Source organism: Bradyrhizobium rifense (assembly GCF_008123425.1).
In the GTDB taxonomy this organism is placed as follows: Bacteria; Pseudomonadota; Alphaproteobacteria; order Rhizobiales; family Xanthobacteraceae; genus Bradyrhizobium; species Bradyrhizobium rifense.
This window is the reverse complement of the sequence record NZ_VSSS01000007.1, coordinates 1-15413: the sequence shown is the minus strand read 5'-3', so window position 1 is coordinate 15413 and position 15413 is coordinate 1. Positions and strand designations below refer to the sequence as shown.

The 15413-nt window shown below is 62.0% G+C and carries 22 protein-coding genes and 1 tRNA gene; 8 read left to right on the top strand and 15 right to left on the bottom strand.

Features of this window, described 5'->3' with window-relative positions; translation table 11 throughout:
• Positions 1-186 precede the first annotated feature (186 nt).
• Positions 187-1365, top strand: coding sequence for an OpgC domain-containing protein (locus FXB40_RS02490; RefSeq protein ID WP_148770638.1), 1179 nt, complete (start codon positions 187-189; stop codon positions 1363-1365).
• A gap of 48 nt (positions 1366-1413) precedes the next feature.
• Here the strand turns inward: FXB40_RS02490 and FXB40_RS02485 are convergent, their stop codons facing one another.
• Positions 1414-1608: a hypothetical protein gene (locus FXB40_RS02485; RefSeq protein WP_148770637.1), complete on the bottom strand. Its 195-nt coding sequence runs from the start codon at positions 1606-1608 to the stop codon at positions 1414-1416.
• Positions 1609-2490: 882 nt separating this feature from the next.
• Here FXB40_RS02485 and FXB40_RS47605 point away from each other — a divergent pair.
• Entirely contained in the window at positions 2491-2784 is a 294-nt protein-coding gene (locus tag FXB40_RS47605) for a hypothetical protein (protein ID WP_187436610.1), read from the top strand.
• 144 nt (positions 2785-2928) lie between these two features.
• Here FXB40_RS47605 and FXB40_RS02475 read toward each other — a convergent pair whose 3' ends face one another.
• A complete protein-coding gene (locus tag FXB40_RS02475; RefSeq protein ID WP_148770635.1) occupies positions 2929-3672 on the bottom strand; it encodes an outer membrane protein in 744 nt (247 codons plus the stop codon).
• Between the two features lie 268 nt (positions 3673-3940).
• On the opposite strand from FXB40_RS02475, the gene FXB40_RS02470 reads away from it, so the two are divergent.
• On the top strand, positions 3941-4162 hold the full coding sequence (locus FXB40_RS02470) for an RNA-binding protein (protein WP_148770634.1): 222 nt from the start codon (positions 3941-3943) through the stop codon (positions 4160-4162).
• A 45-nt stretch (positions 4163-4207) separates the two neighbouring features.
• On the opposite strand, the gene FXB40_RS02465 is transcribed toward FXB40_RS02470, so the two are convergent.
• From FXB40_RS02465 to FXB40_RS02445, 5 genes are all read right to left on the bottom strand, one after another.
• Entirely contained in the window at positions 4208-4918 is a 711-nt protein-coding gene (locus FXB40_RS02465; RefSeq protein WP_148770633.1) for an outer membrane protein, read from the bottom strand.
• A 175-nt stretch (positions 4919-5093) separates the two neighbouring features.
• Positions 5094-5170: transfer RNA gene (locus FXB40_RS02460), tRNA-Pro, on the bottom strand.
• A gap of 85 nt (positions 5171-5255) precedes the next feature.
• A complete protein-coding gene (locus FXB40_RS02455; protein ID WP_148770632.1) occupies positions 5256-5741 on the bottom strand; it encodes a DUF192 domain-containing protein in 486 nt (161 codons plus the stop codon).
• A 131-nt stretch (positions 5742-5872) separates the two neighbouring features.
• Positions 5873-6505 (bottom strand): cold-shock protein, encoded by a 633-nt coding sequence (locus tag FXB40_RS02450; RefSeq protein ID WP_187436609.1) that lies wholly within the window; start codon positions 6503-6505, stop codon positions 5873-5875.
• 203 nt (positions 6506-6708) lie between these two features.
• Positions 6709-7470: an SIR2 family NAD-dependent protein deacylase gene (locus FXB40_RS02445; RefSeq protein WP_187436608.1), complete on the bottom strand. Its 762-nt coding sequence runs from the start codon at positions 7468-7470 to the stop codon at positions 6709-6711.
• Positions 7471-7736: 266 nt separating this feature from the next.
• Between FXB40_RS02445 and FXB40_RS47600 the strand changes: the two genes are divergently transcribed.
• Positions 7737-7901 (top strand): hypothetical protein, encoded by a 165-nt coding sequence (locus FXB40_RS47600; protein WP_164988584.1) that lies wholly within the window; start codon positions 7737-7739, stop codon positions 7899-7901.
• A gap of 71 nt (positions 7902-7972) precedes the next feature.
• On the opposite strand, the gene FXB40_RS02440 is transcribed toward FXB40_RS47600, so the two are convergent.
• Entirely contained in the window at positions 7973-8242 is a 270-nt protein-coding gene (locus FXB40_RS02440; protein ID WP_148770631.1) for a hypothetical protein, read from the bottom strand.
• A 278-nt stretch (positions 8243-8520) separates the two neighbouring features.
• Here FXB40_RS02440 and FXB40_RS02435 point away from each other — a divergent pair, with 278 nt between their 5' ends.
• Entirely contained in the window at positions 8521-8751 is a 231-nt protein-coding gene (locus FXB40_RS02435; protein WP_148770630.1) for a hypothetical protein, read from the top strand.
• A 196-nt stretch (positions 8752-8947) separates the two neighbouring features.
• Here the strand turns inward: FXB40_RS02435 and FXB40_RS02430 are convergent, their stop codons facing one another.
• The 5 genes from FXB40_RS02430 to FXB40_RS02415 all read right to left on the bottom strand — a co-directional run bounded on the left by FXB40_RS02430 (position 8948) and on the right by FXB40_RS02415 (position 11843).
• Positions 8948-9145, bottom strand: coding sequence for a hypothetical protein (locus FXB40_RS02430; RefSeq protein WP_148770629.1), 198 nt, complete (start codon positions 9143-9145; stop codon positions 8948-8950).
• A gap of 139 nt (positions 9146-9284) precedes the next feature.
• The gene (locus FXB40_RS02425; RefSeq protein WP_148770628.1) at positions 9285-9635 is read right to left on the bottom strand and encodes a GrlR family regulatory protein; all 351 of its coding nucleotides are present in this window, start codon (positions 9633-9635) and stop codon (positions 9285-9287) included.
• 222 nt (positions 9636-9857) lie between these two features.
• On the bottom strand, positions 9858-10010 hold the full coding sequence (locus FXB40_RS47595) for a hypothetical protein (RefSeq protein WP_187436607.1): 153 nt from the start codon (positions 10008-10010) through the stop codon (positions 9858-9860).
• A gap of 470 nt (positions 10011-10480) precedes the next feature.
• On the bottom strand, positions 10481-10777 hold the full coding sequence (locus FXB40_RS02420) for an HU family DNA-binding protein (protein WP_027531020.1): 297 nt from the start codon (positions 10775-10777) through the stop codon (positions 10481-10483).
• 274 nt (positions 10778-11051) lie between these two features.
• Positions 11052-11843, bottom strand: coding sequence for an AraC family transcriptional regulator (locus tag FXB40_RS02415; RefSeq protein WP_148770743.1), 792 nt, complete (start codon positions 11841-11843; stop codon positions 11052-11054).
• A 98-nt stretch (positions 11844-11941) separates the two neighbouring features.
• Between FXB40_RS02415 and FXB40_RS02410 the strand changes: the two genes are divergently transcribed.
• The 3 genes from FXB40_RS02410 to FXB40_RS02400 all read left to right on the top strand — a co-directional run bounded on the left by FXB40_RS02410 (position 11942) and on the right by FXB40_RS02400 (position 14193).
• Positions 11942-13492, top strand: coding sequence for a carboxylesterase/lipase family protein (locus tag FXB40_RS02410; RefSeq protein WP_148770627.1), 1551 nt, complete (start codon positions 11942-11944; stop codon positions 13490-13492).
• Positions 13493-13546: 54 nt separating this feature from the next.
• Entirely contained in the window at positions 13547-13732 is a 186-nt protein-coding gene (locus FXB40_RS02405) for a hypothetical protein (protein WP_148770626.1), read from the top strand.
• 152 nt (positions 13733-13884) lie between these two features.
• Positions 13885-14193 carry a hypothetical protein gene (locus tag FXB40_RS02400; RefSeq protein ID WP_148770625.1) on the top strand — a complete coding sequence of 103 codons (309 nt, stop codon included), beginning with the start codon at positions 13885-13887 and terminating at the stop codon, positions 14191-14193.
• Between the two features lie 91 nt (positions 14194-14284).
• On the opposite strand, the gene FXB40_RS47590 is transcribed toward FXB40_RS02400, so the two are convergent.
• Positions 14285-14449, bottom strand: a complete 165-nt coding sequence (locus FXB40_RS47590; RefSeq protein WP_187436606.1) for a hypothetical protein — start codon at positions 14447-14449, stop codon at positions 14285-14287.
• Between the two features lie 6 nt (positions 14450-14455).
• Positions 14456-14662 (bottom strand): hypothetical protein, encoded by a 207-nt coding sequence (locus FXB40_RS02395; protein ID WP_148770624.1) that lies wholly within the window; start codon positions 14660-14662, stop codon positions 14456-14458.
• Between the last annotated feature and the right edge of the window lie 751 nt (positions 14663-15413).

The window sequence follows — 15413 nt, the reverse complement described above, 5'->3', positions numbered from 1 at the left end:
CACCTTTCGGGAACTGATCGGTGATTCCGGGCCCCCGGGTCCCTCACCGACGGGTATAGTCATTATGCTGCACTGTGACAATTGCGTACCCGCCGTCCGCCCGGGAATCCCGCCCGGCGGCCAAATCTTGCCAACATCTGCCTCGCCGACATCAGCGTATCCGTCCCCTTCGAGAGCTCCCGTCGCATGGCCTTCCTGAACATCAACGCCACGCTGCCCGAGAAGGGCCGTGACCTCAGGCTCGACCTGTTTCGCGGCATCGCCAACTGGGCGATCTTCCTCGACCACATCCCCGACAACGTCGTGAACTGGATCACGACGCGCAATTACGGCTTTTCCGACGCCGCCGACCTGTTCGTCTTCATCTCCGGCTATACGGCCTCGTTCGTCTATGCCCGCATGATGCTGGAGCGCGGCTTCATCGTCGGCGCCACCCGTCTCACCAAGCGGGTCTGGCAGCTCTATGTCGCCCACATCATCCTGTTCGTGATCTACATCGCCTCGATCAGCTATCTGGCGCTGCGCTTCGGCGATTCCGAGATGATCAACGAGTTCAACGTCGCAGGCCTCGTCGACAACGCCACCGAGACGCTGCGCCAGGGCCTGTTCCTGCGCTTCAAGCCGCTCAATCTCGACGTGCTGCCGCTCTACATCGTGCTGATGGGCCTGTTTCCGCCGGTGCTGTGGTTCATGCTGCGCAAGCCCGACCTGACGATGGTGCTCTCCATCATCCTGTGGCTGACGGCGCGTCACTTCAGCCTGAACCTGAACGCCTACCCGGCCGGCCAGTGGTACTTCAACCCGTATTGCTGGCAGGTGCTGTTCGTGTTCGGCGCCTGGTGCGCGATGGGCGGCGCGCGCCGCTCGGGCAAGCTGATCAACTCGCCGATCACGTTGTGGCTTTGTCTTGGCTATCTCGCGTTCGCGCTGATCATGACCATGGCCGGCCGCTTCCCCACCCTCGGAGGCATGTTCCCGGAATGGCTGTTCTCGACGTTCAATCCGAACGACAAGACCAACCTCGCGCCCTACCGCTTCATCCACTTCGTCGTGATCGTGATCCTGGTGATCCGCTTCGTGCCGAAGGAGTGGCCGGGCCTGGAGTGGAAGATCTTCGATCCGGTGATCGTCTGCGGCCAGCAATCGCTCGCCGTGTTCTGCGTCGGCGTGTTCCTGTCCTTCGTCGGCCATTTCGAGTTGTCGATGAGCTCGGGTTCGCTGTTCGCGCAGCTCTTCGTCTCCATCGCTGGCATCGCGATCATGACGACGGTCGCCTATTACATCTCGTGGTCGAAGCGGCAGGACAAGCCGCTGAAACCGCCGCCGGCGAAGCCCGCGGCTACCCCGGCGGCCAAAGCAGCTTGAAAAAGGCTGCTTGAAAAAGGCCGCCTGAGACACGCGGCGGCGGAAGCCTCAGGCCGCCGCCTCGCCGTCGTATTCGGTGAACTTCTTGTAGATCCAGTCACGGCCGTCGTGACGGCGCCAGACCTTGCCGTAGACGAGTTGCCCGTTGATTGAGCGGCGCGGCACGATCACGGTCCAGAGGTGCCAGATCTCGGTCCAGTTCGACCGTTGGCGAAGTGTTTTGGAGGTGAGATCGAAAGTCATGGCGGACAACTCGCGCGAAACGAAACGCCGCGACGAATGTGATCTCGTGTGAGCCGCAGATGCGGCATCGTCGCGTGCCGGGACCGGTTTGATACCAGCCTTCAAAACCGCCGCAACGACGGCTCGTGCTTAACCTAACCGATCAACCTTACCTGGCCCACACTTGCCCACAGACCGCCGCCTTGCCGGTTGAAACGCCTGCCTATCTTTTCTAAGATGCATGCGCGATTTGAGAATGAGTGCGCCGTTTCCGAAAGCGCGCCTGGTTGATTTCAAGCTGAATTTTTCAAACGACTGACTGCAGGTCGATGATCATGAATTTGCAATTTGCGCATTTGCATCTGGCGATGGTTTCATCGCCCGCGATACCCGTTGCCAGGCCGCCCCACGAGAGGTCGACGAGGGCTGCCAACGACAATTATCCGGTCTGGCCGCTGATCCCGTTTCCGGCCGGCTGGTATGCCTCGGGCTGAGCCCTCAAAAGCGCAACGCCGCGCAAGCGGAATATCATCGCTTGGCGGCGTCCGTTTAGACATTGGGCGCTGAAATCCCCAACACTGTTATGTCTGTGGTGACGGCCAAAGGTTCGATGAAGCTTTGGTAATTCTGCGCGGGATAACCTGTTTTAACTCCAGCAAAAATCGCACAGAGATCGCGTCCATCAAAGAACAAACGCTGAGGGGTTCGGCGTCGCGTTTGAACGCGCCCTCCGGTCAGTGATTGATCAGCGTTCAGACCCCGCTGCTCGCGGCCGACGCGCTGTTCGCGTTGGCACTGGAGCTCAGCGCACCTTGCGAATTGTAGGTCTGTCCCGGCTGGTTGCCCTGGCTGGCCTGCGAGCTGGCGGGGGTTGTCTCCACCTCGGTCGTCCCATCGGAATAGGTGATCGTCGTCGTCGTCATCCCGTTCACGGTGGTCGAGACCTCGCTGACGACCGTCTTGGACGAGCCGCCGCTGCCGCCCGAGCCTGAGCTTCCGCCCGCCGATTGCGCGGACGACGTCGCAGACGTCGACGAGGCCGCTGATGTCGACGACGTCGCAGACGTCGATGATGTTGCCGACGTCGACGAAGCCGCCGAGGACGAATTCGCTGATGTTGACGGCGTTGCCGTCACCGCCGCGGAAGATGAAGCAATCGCACTGATCGACATGAGAACCTCGCCTGAAGAAAGCTGAGTGCGGCGCCGCTTGAGCGCCTGCTCTCCCCTTCAACGCGGCAGGCGCCAAATTCAGGCGTCAGGATCGCGACGAAATTTCAGTGCGAGGAAACAGGAACTGATGGTCGGGGCGGCCGCCGTTCAAACCGCCGCCCCGCGCGCCTCAGTACTTCGCGATCAACGGGCCGCCGAAGCGATAGTTAAGGCGCACCAGGCCCATGTCGACGTCCTGGCGAACATGAATGGTGCTCGCAGCGCCGGCCGGGACTGCCGCCAGCGTGGTGTCCTTGCTGTTCAGGAAGATGTGGTCGTATTCGACGCCCACCGACCAGTTCGGCGCAAAGCCAAACTCGAGGCCAGCACCAACCGTGCCACCCCAGCGCGTCTCCTTGCCGGTATCGGCCACGGCACCGGCGAAGAACACATCGTATTTGTCGCTCACAACCGCAGCGCCGCCCTTAACGTAGGCAAGGACGTTGTTCCAGGCATAGCCAACCTGGCCGGTGATCAGCCCGAACGCATCGATCCGGGTCCGGATGCTTCCGCCACCGAAGGGATTGCCACCGACCGGCGTGATGTTGCTGCCGGAGAAGTCGGCCCAGTTGCCCTGCCCTTCGAGACCGAAGACCCAATTGGCTGATTGCCAGCGATAGCCGACCTGGCCGCCGACGGTGCCGCCGGTGGAATTGTGACACCCCTGGGGGATGGAGCCGCCGGGGAACACGAGGTCCCAGCAGGTGTGCGCGGAACCGCCGCCGCCGTTGATACCGATGTAGAAGCCGCTCCAGTCGTATATCGCTGCGATCATCGGCGGCGCCTTGGTGTACGGACGCGCGGCAAGATCGGCAGAGAGCGCGCTGCTGGCGCTCATCGCCAGAATGGCGATCGCGAGTGGCAATTTTTTCATTGAATGATGTCCCCCAAGAATGGTTGCGGAAAAACTACCACTCTTTCCAGATTCGAGGTGTTACCCGGGAGGCACACTCGCAAAAGGTGTGCGTGCCCATGTGCATCGAGAAGGGTACCCGCCGATCGACATCGATTTCCGGCCGAACAGCAGCAACCTATTTTGCTGCAACGAGTTGCATGAGCTTCCCGACTGTCCGGTGCGGACGTAAGCGCGCCGGCATGGACGGCCGGATGGTCTCACGTCCGTGTGAGTTGGAGCGCGGCCGGTGAATTTTCGCGAGCGAACGGAGACCAATGAACAGCAGGCCGTCGGCCAAGGGGATGCTGTGAGCCAAGTTGAGACGACCGAGAAACTGTCCGAGGCAGAGGAGCCCCGGACGTCGCTGTTTGCACTGTGCGGGCTTGGGATCGCGGCGATCGCGATGGTGGGATGGATCTGCGCGCTGGGCTGGCTGGCCTGGCGCCTGGGCGAGTGGCTGCTGTCCTGACCCCTGAGCTGGCCGGCTGCAATATGCCGGCCGCTTCCGATCACATCAGTAGTGGTAGTTCAGGCCGATCGTCGCGGCATGGATCGTGTCCTTGAGATGGGCCACGGTGATGCCTTCGACCGGGCTGATCAGCTGTATCGGGCCCTTCGTGCCGAAGTCGTGGTAATTGTATTCGACGTTGGCCGACCAGCTTGACGCAAACGCCCATTCCACACCCGCACCCAATGTCCAGCCGGTCCGCATGACGGATGCGCTTGGATCGACCGCAAAACCAGTGGCCGGACTGATATACGCATCATCGATCTTCTCGTGAGTCCAGGCGACGCCACCTCGCCCATAGAACAGCCAGCCTGAGCCATAGGCGTAGCCGAACCGTGCGGTGACCGAGGCGAGAAAATCGTTCTTGAGGCCGAACTGCGATGGCACCACGAGGTTGCCGAGCGCAGGAAATCTGACATTGCTGGCGTGTTGGCTCGAAAGGCTCGACCATGCGGCCCGGCCTTCGGCGCCGACCACCCAGTTCGATGCGAATTGATGGTCGCAGCCAGCCTGCCCGCCGCCGATAAAGCCGGCCGCGCCGAAATCAACCGTCGTGCGATCTTCGCTTGCACCGCCGCCGAGATGACCTCCGATGTAGCAGCCGGTCCAGTTGAAGGTGAGCGGCGCCAGCGGAGGCGCCTGCAGCGCATAATCAGCCGCAGATGCGGTCGTCGCAGCCAGAGCGAGAAGCGCCACGACCCAGAGAGTTTTGAACATGTCCGAACATTCCCCATTGCCCGCGCAGAGGTAAATCACGCGAGGCTGACGCGGAGGTTGTGTCGTGGACGAGTTGTCGCGGTAATGCTCAGGCCGCCGGACCAATGCCAGCGGCGGCGTACGGACATCCGCGCTTTTAGATCTCTAGGGGATGAAGAGGGTCCAAGCCCGGGACTGGTCGGGGCAGCTGGATTCGAACCAACGACCTGCAGTACCCAAAACTGCCGCGCTACCAGGCTGCGCTATACCCCGAATGTCCGGCGAGCCCCGTCGATACACGCTTCGGGAGGCGCCAGCAAGGCGGCAATCGCCCCGCCGCCAGCTCCCATTTCCGGACCTATTTGCTGCCGAACAGGGGGTGGCCGACGCGGTCGCCGGGACGGATGCCGTATTTCTGCGCTGTTCCCGCCACCACCTCGAGGACGGCCCGGGCGGGACCTCCCGACGAAATGATTTTGGTCGAGAGCGGCTCGGTATTCTCTGCGATGCGCAGGATGCGCCCGTCGGCACGAATGAAGATCATGTCGAGCGAGACATAGGTGTTCTTCATCCACATCGAGACTTCCTGTTCGGGATTGAAGTCGAACAGCATGCCTTTGCCGTCGGCCAATTCCTTGCGGTACATCAGCCCGGTCTGCTTCTCCTCGTCCGTGGTCGCGATCTCCACCGAGAACACCTGCACGCCGTTCTTGGTGACGATCTCGAGCGGCTGGAAGCTGGCGGCTCCGGCGGGCGCACTTGCGACGGCAAAGCCGACAACGACGAGAACGGCGGCAAGCCAGCCCCTGGCGAGGGACCAGACAATGTTTCGATCAAGCTTCATGGGATGGCACTCGGGACGGGCGCAAAGGCGTGGGACTGCGACAATCCATACGCGGCGATCGTGACAAAAGCCAGAAGCGCGCGACCCCGGGGCCGCGCGCGTCTGCTCACGAATACGAAAATGGGAAGCCGCTAGTGCGACTGGAGACCCGGCGATCCGGTCTCGGGATGGATCTCGGCGGCCATCATGCCCTTGGAGCCCGGCCCAAAGCGGACCAGCACGTACTGACCCGGCCGCAGCTCGGTCATGCCGAAGCGGCGCAGCGTCTCCATGTGCACGAAGATGTCGGGGGTGCCCTCGCCGCAGGTCAGGAAGCCGAAGCCGCGCAGCCGGTTGAACCATTTCACCTGGGCCCGCTCGAGCCCGCTGGTCGCGGTCACCGTGACGTGGGTGCGCGGCGGCAGCATCTGCGCGGGATGGATCGCGGTCGATTCGTCCATCGAGACGACGCGGAAGGCCTGATAGCCCTTGGCGCGCTGGATGCACTCGACAACGATCCGGGCGCCCTCGTACGCGGTCTGGAAGCCGTCGCGCCTAAGCACGGTAACGTGCAGGAGCACGTCGGGCCATCCATTGTCGGGAACGATGAAGCCGTAGCCCTTTGAGGCGTCAAACCATTTGATGACGCCATGAACCTCGACGAGGTTGGCGCTGCCCTCACCTAACCCGGTGAAGGGACTGAGCGCGCTGTCGCGACCGCCGCCGTGCTCGCCGGCTGCGGGAACTCCCAGCTTCTTGGACTCAAATCCGTCCGACGACCCCATAACCCCGGACCCCACACATGCCATGCAACCCGCCTCAATGGCGGCGTCGAATCACGCGTCTTTAGAGAACCTTCAGAGAATCTTCTCAATCGACGCGAATCTTTCGAATCAAAAGATAACACTCCCGGTTGCGAGGCATAGACAAAAAAGAGATTCGCCGGAACCTATGAACAGCTTGCACAGGCGCGAATCAAATTGATGCCTCAATTCCCGACAAAGGGCCCGAGTGCTTCGCCGATGTCGTGACGAATGACGAGGTCGGCTATGTCGTCCTGCTCGGTCGGCTCGCGATTGATGATCACCAAACGTGCACCGGCGTTCTTCGCCATCATCGGAAAGCCCGCTGCCGGCCACACCACCAGCGAGGAACCGATCGCGACGAAGAGATCGCAGGCCTGCGACAGCTCGGTTGCGCGCTGCATTTCATCCTCGGGCATCGCCTGACCGAACGAGATCGTTGCGGTTTTGACCGGCTCGTCGCATGCGGTGCAGTTGGGCGCGGCGCCGTCCCGATCGAAGCGCTGCTTCACCCAGTCGAGCTGGTAGGCCTGCCCACATCCGATGCAGCGCGCGTAAGTAGTATTGCCGTGAAGTTCAATCACGCGATCGGCGGCGAAGCCCGAGGCCTGATGCAGATTGTCGATGTTCTGGGTGATGACCGCGGGAATCTTGCCGGCGCGATGCAGCGAGGCGAGCGCGCGATGGCCGCGTCCGGGTTTCGCTGCGGCAAAGACCTCCTCCATCGCAAAGCGCCGGCGCCAGGATTCATCGCGCGCCTCCTGGCTCGCGACGAACTCGTCGAACTGGATCGGACGGTTGCGGGTCCAAATTCCACCCGGCGAGCGGAAGTCGGGGATGCCGCATTCGGTCGAGATGCCGGCGCCGGTGAACGGCACGATGATCTTGGCGCTTGCGATCATGTCGCCGAGCCGTTCAACACCGCTCTGAAGGTCTGATGCAATCACTCGCCGCCTCCTGATTTGCCGTCGCGCTCGCTGCAACATCTGCAAGCGACAAGATTGTTGACGCTGTTATCCACCGCCGCGCAAGTCGGGAGCGGCGATGGGGCGGCAATTTTTTCCGACCTTCGCTTATCACAATCCTGCAATGCCTCCTCCCCATTGACGCCCCAATCAGAAGCGCCAATGCATATGTTGACGCGACTCAACGTGATTGCGGCGGCAGTGCTTGAGTTCAGAAGTGGACACATATTCAAGTGGGGAGATTTGACATGACCGAAGACGAACAACGAAAGATCCGCGAACGCGAAGAGATCGCCGCCCGTGTCGCCGCCTTCCGTGCCACGCAGGAAAAATTCAAGCGCGAGCGCGACGAGTATTTCGTCTCGACGCTCGAGAACGCCCGCAAGGTGGAACGGCCCTCGCTCTGGCCGTGAGCTATCGCGCAAGCCCTGCGCCCACGAAAAAAGCCCGGAGCATCGCTCCGGGCTTTTCGATTCCTCAGCCGTTACCAGTGACGGTAGTAGTGGCGATGGTAGTACGGGCCGCCGTAATAGGCGTACGGGCCGGGGCTGTAATAAGCGGGGCCGCCATAATAGCCGTAGCCCGGACCGTAATAGCCATACGGATGGGACGCTGCGATGGCGCCTGCGGTAATCGCACCGGCGGCCAGACCGAACGCCAGACCCGGGCCGATGCCGCGCGCCTGCGCAGGTGCTGCGACCGCGGTCGCGCCGACGGCTGCGACGGTGGCAAGAACTGCGAGAGTCTTCTTCATGATCTCCTCCTTCATATCCGGGAAACAACGTCGCCGGCGCGCGATGGTTCGCCGGACGTGGAACCGCGCACCGCGAAAAAAATCGCGTCGCGAGGGGAACGATATCGGGAGGAGCGGATTGGACCTGCAAGTGCGGAAGCCTCCGCCATCCGGGTTGAGGCGACAGCACGAAGACCCCGTCAGCATCTCCGCGGTGCTGGCGGGGTTTTCAGTTTCAAAAGACAAAATGGCAGCAGAACTCAAGCGCTGCCAACGGGGCGGAGGTCGAGGAGGAGAGATTGCCGCTATCCGCTTTGCTGGCCCGCATTCGCAGGCTTGTTCCCAAATCCAACGCGCAGCATTACGACGAGATCGTCCGCAACTTCGGTGTCGGCGCGCTGCGCCCACCGCCGACGCCGATGAGCGACGGCGAGCTCGCCCGCGCCATTGCCGAGTTCCTCAAGGACTCGCCCTCGGCGCAGTCGGTTGCAGCGCTGGGCCGGCGGCTCGATCCCACCTCGCCGCTTTGAGCGGCACATTATAGGCGCGCGGGGAACGGGCACGCGGACTGCGTGTTGATCTCGCCTTCGGATACCAGGAGGCTCAACATGCCGGTGTGGCTCGATATCCTGCTTAATATCTCCGGCTATGCCGGCTTCGTCGCCCTCGCAACGCGCGGTTCCTCGTGTCAGCAGACGGGTGCGGACGATCTACAGTGACGGGAGTTCAGTTCGCGTGCGGCGGCTGTCCCGCCGTGCGCACCAGACGGTCGGCCTTGACCGCGACGCGCGTGTCTTCGTCCTGCGGCCGCAGCGAAAAACTGATCACCACGAAAGCGAGACAGAACAGCAGGCCTACGACGGCGACGCGTCGATAGGTCTGGCGGTCGCCCTGATAAAATGACGGTTCTAAAAACGGGGTCATTGGCAAAAATCGGTTTTCTTGTTGTCTTTGCCAGACACCTATCCCAACGCACAGCAAGCGCAACGCGATTGGGCTTTTAACCTAACCGAATAGGGTTATCGCGATCGCTGCAAGCTTCCGTTAGGAATTTGCAGGCGCCTCAGATCTCCGCCAGCCACTTCAGCGACGCGCGGAAACCGAGGCTGCGATGGCCGGCAACCAGCACCGTGCCGAACACCTCGGCCCCCTCCTCGCTGAACGTTCCCGAAAAACCGCTGGTCGCCTCGGTGCCGGCGAAAAGCGGCCTGACAAGCGGATCGGCGAACGGCGAATGCTGGTTGGTGGCGAGTTCGCCCTTCCAGGTGCCGTTGCCGACTGTGTAGGAGCCGCGCGACCAGAAGTACGGTCCGCCGCCGAGCAGCACGCCATCGCGCAAGATCAACACGCCGCTGTCGCGGCCCTTCACGCCGTCGAGCATGTGGATGTGGATGGAGTAGAGCCCGTTCTTCATCGATGCGACCGCCGTGGCCTGCTACGATAGCGCGGCGCATGGGAAGCGTCGAGACAACGAACTGCAGCTAGTCGCCGTCCAGCGACCGGCTTTGTTCGGGCTTCGACTCCATTTCGTTCCCAAAGAACGAATCGGAGTCGAGGAAAACCGTGCGAAACGATTCCTAACGATCGATGAAACGAAGCACCGTCAGAGACGACGATGACCGCGCGACGAAATCACTCAAGCCGCGCGCTTCGCATGGCCCTTCTCTGCGCTGCCCTTCTCCGAAAAGCATTCCAGGATCTGGATGCGGAGTTCTTCTGCGGCCGGGCCCTCGACCTTCCTGAGCTGGTTCCAGAGCCGGATCACTTCGCGCTGTTTCTCGACGGTCATGAGTCACCTCCAAAGCGGGTGACTCACTAGAACAAAATGAGAACAACAAGTCCAGTCCTCGCGCGAAATTTCCTGTGATGTCGCGTTGAACCTTTTCGGCGCGCCGGGGACCCATGGAGGCTGGGGATTTCAGCGCCCAGTCGCATGCCGGCGCCGCGATGGACGAACATACTCCGTCACCGCGGCGCTGTTGCTTTTTGGATTTTCAACCTTAAGTTAGGCAGATCGCTGACGGCCAGGCGCTGAAATCCCAACGCCGTCAGCAAGAGAGCCCCGTGCGCAAGCGCGGGGTTTTTCTTTTTGGAGATCGGGCGATGATTTTGCGGGGATCGCCGCGCACGATCTTGTCTCTGCGCGATGAACTTTTTCAGCGCTGGCGCGTCTAATAAATGAAGCTTCCCCCAGGCTTCACCCCCATCAGAAAACCCCGCTTCCCCCAGGCGGGGTTTTCCCCTTTTTGTCGACTGGGATCAGACCGAGTCCTTGGCGACCTTCAGCGGCGAGGCCTTGACCGACTTGCTCGCCGGCTTCGCAGCAAACTGCATCGGCTCCTTGGTGAAGGGATTGACGCCCATGCGGGCTTCGGTCGCAGGCTTGTTGACGACCGACATCTTCACGAAACCGGGAATGACGAACTCACCGGACTCGTTGAGCTCCTTGTAGCCGACGGTCGCCATGTATTCGATGACCGACTTCACGTCGTTCTTCGCAAGCTGCGTGCCTTCCGCAATTGCATCGATCAATTGGGTCTTGGTCATCTTTGCCATGTCTGGACTTCCTCTGAATTGGGTGCGCGCGAACTGCGACGTAGCTTTGTCCGGGAAGCGGTAAAACCACGCGGGCCGCGCGTCTGTTCATGCCTGTCGGCCACGAAGCAGCCGGGCTTAGAACCCATTGAGGCCGAAAACGCAAGCAGCAGTTCGAACTCGGTTCCGTAATGTTTCCGCCGGATCCTGGCGTCTGCAGCGGCGACAAATCGAATTCCGCAGCATCCCTAGAGAGTTCGCCAACCTTGCGGGATGCATCCGCGCCCGCGCGCGACTAGGTCTCCCGAGACACACTGCTGAGATATTTGGCCGGCGACTTTCCCAGTGCCTTCCTGAACATCGTGATGAAGGCCGTGACTGATTCATAGCCGAGATCGGCGGACACCTGCTGCACGCTCGCACCTGCAGCAAGCTCCCTGATCGCGACGATCAGATGCAGTTGCTGACGCCAGCGTCCGAACGTCAGCCCCGTCTCCTTCGCGACGAGACGCGCAAGACTGCTCTCGCTGAGCGCGACGTGATCGGCCCATTGCGCCAGCGTGCGCCGATCCGCGGGATTGTCCGCCAACGCGATCGCAATGCGCTTCAATCGCGGCTCGCGCGAGAGCGGCAGATGCAATTGCTGCACGGGCATCAGCGGCAGCTCGCCGAGCAGCACGCCGATCAGGCGCTCCCGCCTCGCCTCGTCATGCTGCGCGCCATCGGACAGCTCGACGATCAATTCGCGCAGCAACGGCGAGATCGAGATCGTGCAGCAGCGACCCGGCAGACCGACCAGTTCCGCCTCGATGTAGACGAAGAACAGATTTGCATTCGCAGTCGCGCGATTGCTGTGCGGCATGTCGCTTGGAATCCAGACCGCGCAATGCGGCGGCACCATCCACAGCCCGCTCGGAACGCGACAGATCACGCCGCCGCCGAGCGACACCACGAGCTGTCCCTTGCGATGCCTGTGATCAGGCACCTCCCCTTTGGTCCCGTCGGCATCGACGCGCACGGCAATGACCGGCGCGGCGCGGTCATCCACATCCAGCTCGAGCCAGGGGTATTGGAGCTTTTGCCTGATCATTGACGGTTTTTAGCGATCGGATGCAATTATGTATAAATTCATCCACCTGCAAAGTCGATAGATCTCAGGTCGCCCTTAGATAAGGAGACGCGACCGTGCATGGCTCGATCATCCCAACAGCAGCCCAACCGGGCCGAACCATTCGCACGCAAGCCGGCCTGGTGCGCGGCGAGCCACGCGATGCCGGCGGCGTGCTTGCGTTCAAAGGCATCCCCTACGCAGCACCGCCGGTTGGACCTCTGCGCTGGCGCGCGCCACAGCCGCCGATGCCGTGGATTGGCGAGCGCGATGCGCTGGCCTTCGGCCCGGCGTCGCTCTCGTCGCTCGAGAATGATCCGAGACCGGGACCGCGCGATGAGGATTGCCTCACTCTCAACGTTTTGACCGCCGCGAGAGAGGCTGACGAGAAGCGGCCCGTGATGGTGTGGATCCACGGCGGCGGCTTTCAGTTCGGCTCGTCGGCCAATCCCGCCACCGACGGAAGTCTGCTGGCGGCCAAGGGTGTCGTCGTCGTCAGCTTCAATTATCGCCTCGGCGTCCTCGGCTTTCTCGCCCATCCCGATCTCGATGCCGACGCGCCATCCGGCAATTACGGCCTGCAGGATCAACTCGCAGCACTCCGCTGGGTGCAATCCAATATCGCCGCGTTCGGCGGTGACCCCGATAACATCACTTTGTTCGGCGAATCCGCCGGCGCCATGGCTGTCGGGATTCTGATGGCGTCGCCGCTCGCACGCGGGCTATTCCACAAAGCGATCGGCGAGAGCGGCGCATTCTGGGATGGCCGGCACGGGCCGCTGCAGAGTTTTGACGAAGCTCGCGCGCGCGGCCTCGCCTTCACGCGCCGGCAAGGCGAAGCGTCGATCAGAGCCTTGCGCGCGATGCCGGCCGAGCAGTTGAATGCGGCAGCTCTCTGGAATTTCGAGCGCGACCACGTCACCGAGGCGTTCTCGCCGAGCATCGATCATCACGTCGTGCCTGATGTGCCCGCGCGCCGCTTCTCGCGCGGCGATCAGATGCACATCCCGCTGCTGGCCGGCTGGAACAGCGCGGAAGGATTCCCCTTCATGTCGCAATCCCTCCCCGCGCACTCCGCTCGAGCCTTTCGTGCTGCCGCCGAAAACATGTTCGGCAAGGAGCGACTGACGGACTTCCTGAGGCTTTACACCGCCAACACCGACGCACGAGCAAAAGCGTCGGCCGCCGCGCTCACCGGCGACATGGTCGTTGGCGAGCAATGCTGGCAGTGGCTGCGGCTGCATCAGGCAAGCGATCGCGCGCCCGTCTACGGCTACCACTTCAATTACACCTCGCCCTATACGCCGATCGCCTCGCACGTCACCGAGATCCCCTTCGTGTTCGGTACGCTGACGCCGCAGCGGGTGATCGGCAGCACCACGCCGCCGGCCGAAGCCGACCGCGCCCTCTCAGCGACCATGATGGACTATTGGGTGAACTTCGCGATGCGCGGCGATCCCAATGGGCCCGGCCTGCCCTCCTGGCCGGCTTATGATAAGAGCGATGTCGTGCAGATCCTCGGCAACACGATCGAAGCCCGCCGCAATCCGGACGCCGATCGATTCGGCTTCCTCGGCAGCTTCAGGGAGGATGGCGTGCTTCCGATACGCTGGCGGGAGGCGGGTTAGCACGATGACTGCAATATGGGTTCTCTTTTCGAACCTTTTCCTGCATAATGCTGCATGGCAAAAACAAAAGTGACCTTCAGAGCCGTCCGGATTGCAGACGGCGAGTGGAAAATTCTGGCGGATTACCCCGACCACGAACAGCGCGAAATCTCAGGCTTCACCAGCAAGGCGGATGCCGACGACTGGATGAACGGAGATCGCAAGATCGCGTGGCTCCGCTCCCAGGGCTACGCCAAGTGACTTAGCGAAGTGACTGAGCCAGTGAGCTACCTTCCCGTGAGGTAGCTTCGTCACCTCGTCGTGAAACTTGTGACTCGACAGACATTGTTCAGACTCTGGTAACCCAACGCATCCACTCTCCATTCAGTATCGTTGCGTTGGAGTACCCCACAGTGCTGGATTTTGACGAGCTGCGTGAACTCGCAGCCGATGTTCGCGTGTTTGTCGATGTCGCCGAAGACAAGGCCGAGGCGCTCAGGGCCGTGATCGGCGCCTATGACGTGGTGCTGGCGATCTTCCCGTCCGGAGACGGCATGGGCCTCCACGTCATCAAGGGCAAAGAAATCCTCGACAAAATCGCGAAATCACGCACGTACGCGGCCTACAGCCACACGGCGATTGCGGTTCCCGACCTCGAGCATGCCGAAGTGCTGAAGCTGCTGACGACGGCGGCGCCGGTCGTGCAACGGATCGCAGCCTAGTTGCAGGCGGCGATTTCGTGTCCCGATCCATCACGGGACGCAGACCGGCGTCACGGTAGCTCGCGGATGCACCTTGCCGAAACGTCCCGCTTCAGTGCCCCCACACAGCGGCCACGAAGCCAATCGCGATCAAGCCGATGCCGATGATGACAGTCGCGACTTCGGCGGCGTTGTCCACACCGAACAATTTGACGATGGCGGTCCCGACCGCACTGAGGACGATGTCGAACACCAGGCTGAACAAGGCGTCAAACATGGCCGCTCATCCTGCCTTGCCTTGACGGACGTCATGCACGACGTCGCCGATGGTGCTGCCCACGACCATCGCGGCGACGACAGGCCAGCCGGCAGACGCCAGCAGGATGGCGCCATAGCGCATGCCCTGGTCCGGATGCTCTAGGCTATCGACTGCGGCGAAGAACAGCACCGCGATCGGGCAGCCGACGACATATCGTTTGAACCAGTTCACGGCGAAAGACCTCGTTTCCAGGCATTCGTCGCGTCACGCTGCATCCCGGTTCATCAGGCCGGCCATCTCGCCGGCGCAGGACGATCGCGCATGGCATTTTGCACGACCTGAGTGCGCGCCTCGTCCTTCGAGACGACCGCTTAGCGGTCTCCTCAGGATGAGGCTAAGCGGCATCGGTGCTCGGAAAAGGGGACGGCCGCACATTCGGTCCTCATCCTGAGGGCCCGCCAACGGCGGGCGTCTCGAAGGATGGCCACTGGGGAAACGCTCCCATATGCGGTTGCCCTGTTCGCCGGGCAGGCCATAGCGGACGATCACGCGCGCGTGGTCGCGCCTTGCCTTGGCGACGGGAGCGGCTAGCCGAGCGTGACCGTAATCCCGAGCGTGCAATTGGGTGCAGTCACACCGTAATCCCCATTCGCAATTCGGCCTGCTGGGGCCCACGTCGGTCCACGCTTGGCGGACAACGTCAATTGAGCGCGCTGTCCCTAATTCCGGATAGTTTTGCCTCTCCGATGGAAGTCAAATAAAGGTAGAGGGGTGGGGTACACTGCACACATGCGATCGCCCATTTGGATCGGTATCTTTATCGGCTCGACGATGGGCGGGTTGATTCCCGAGCTGTGGGGCGGCGACATGCTCTCATATTCGGGCGTACTGCTCAGTGGTGTCGGCGCTGCTGCGGGACTGTGGCTCGGATCGCGAGTATCGCGATGACCGCGGCAAGTTCTGAATTACGGTGACAGCACTG

What these genes read in the sequence shown, in the direction of transcription:
- FXB40_RS47600 (WP_164988584.1), top strand. Translation starts at nt 7,737, where the DNA reads ATGACCGAAGACGAACAACGAAAGATCCGCGAACGCGAAGAGATCGCC.
- FXB40_RS02490 (WP_148770638.1), top strand. Translation starts at nt 187, where the DNA reads ATGGCCTTCCTGAACATCAACGCCACGCTGCCCGAGAAGGGCCGTGAC.
- FXB40_RS02430 (WP_148770629.1), bottom strand. Translation starts at nt 9,145, where the DNA reads ATGACCCCGTTTTTAGAACCGTCATTTTATCAGGGCGACCGCCAGACC.
- FXB40_RS02420 (WP_027531020.1), bottom strand. Translation starts at nt 10,777, where the DNA reads ATGGCAAAGATGACCAAGACCCAATTGATCGATGCAATTGCGGAAGGC.
- FXB40_RS02455 (WP_148770632.1), bottom strand. Translation starts at nt 5,741, where the DNA reads ATGAAGCTTGATCGAAACATTGTCTGGTCCCTCGCCAGGGGCTGGCTT.
- FXB40_RS02475 (WP_148770635.1), bottom strand. Translation starts at nt 3,672, where the DNA reads ATGAAAAAATTGCCACTCGCGATCGCCATTCTGGCGATGAGCGCCAGC.
- FXB40_RS47595 (WP_187436607.1), bottom strand. Translation starts at nt 10,010, where the DNA reads ATGACCGTCGAGAAACAGCGCGAAGTGATCCGGCTCTGGAACCAGCTC.
- FXB40_RS02450 (WP_187436609.1), bottom strand. Translation starts at nt 6,505, where the DNA reads ATGGGGTCGTCGGACGGATTTGAGTCCAAGAAGCTGGGAGTTCCCGCA.
- FXB40_RS02485 (WP_148770637.1), bottom strand. Translation starts at nt 1,608, where the DNA reads ATGACTTTCGATCTCACCTCCAAAACACTTCGCCAACGGTCGAACTGG.
- FXB40_RS02425 (WP_148770628.1), bottom strand. Translation starts at nt 9,635, where the DNA reads ATGAAGAACGGGCTCTACTCCATCCACATCCACATGCTCGACGGCGTG.
- FXB40_RS02405 (WP_148770626.1), top strand. Translation starts at nt 13,547, where the DNA reads ATGGCAAAAACAAAAGTGACCTTCAGAGCCGTCCGGATTGCAGACGGC.
- FXB40_RS47590 (WP_187436606.1), bottom strand. Translation starts at nt 14,449, where the DNA reads ATGTTTGACGCCTTGTTCAGCCTGGTGTTCGACATCGTCCTCAGTGCG.
- FXB40_RS02465 (WP_148770633.1), bottom strand. Translation starts at nt 4,918, where the DNA reads ATGTTCAAAACTCTCTGGGTCGTGGCGCTTCTCGCTCTGGCTGCGACG.
- FXB40_RS02440 (WP_148770631.1), bottom strand. Translation starts at nt 8,242, where the DNA reads ATGAAGAAGACTCTCGCAGTTCTTGCCACCGTCGCAGCCGTCGGCGCG.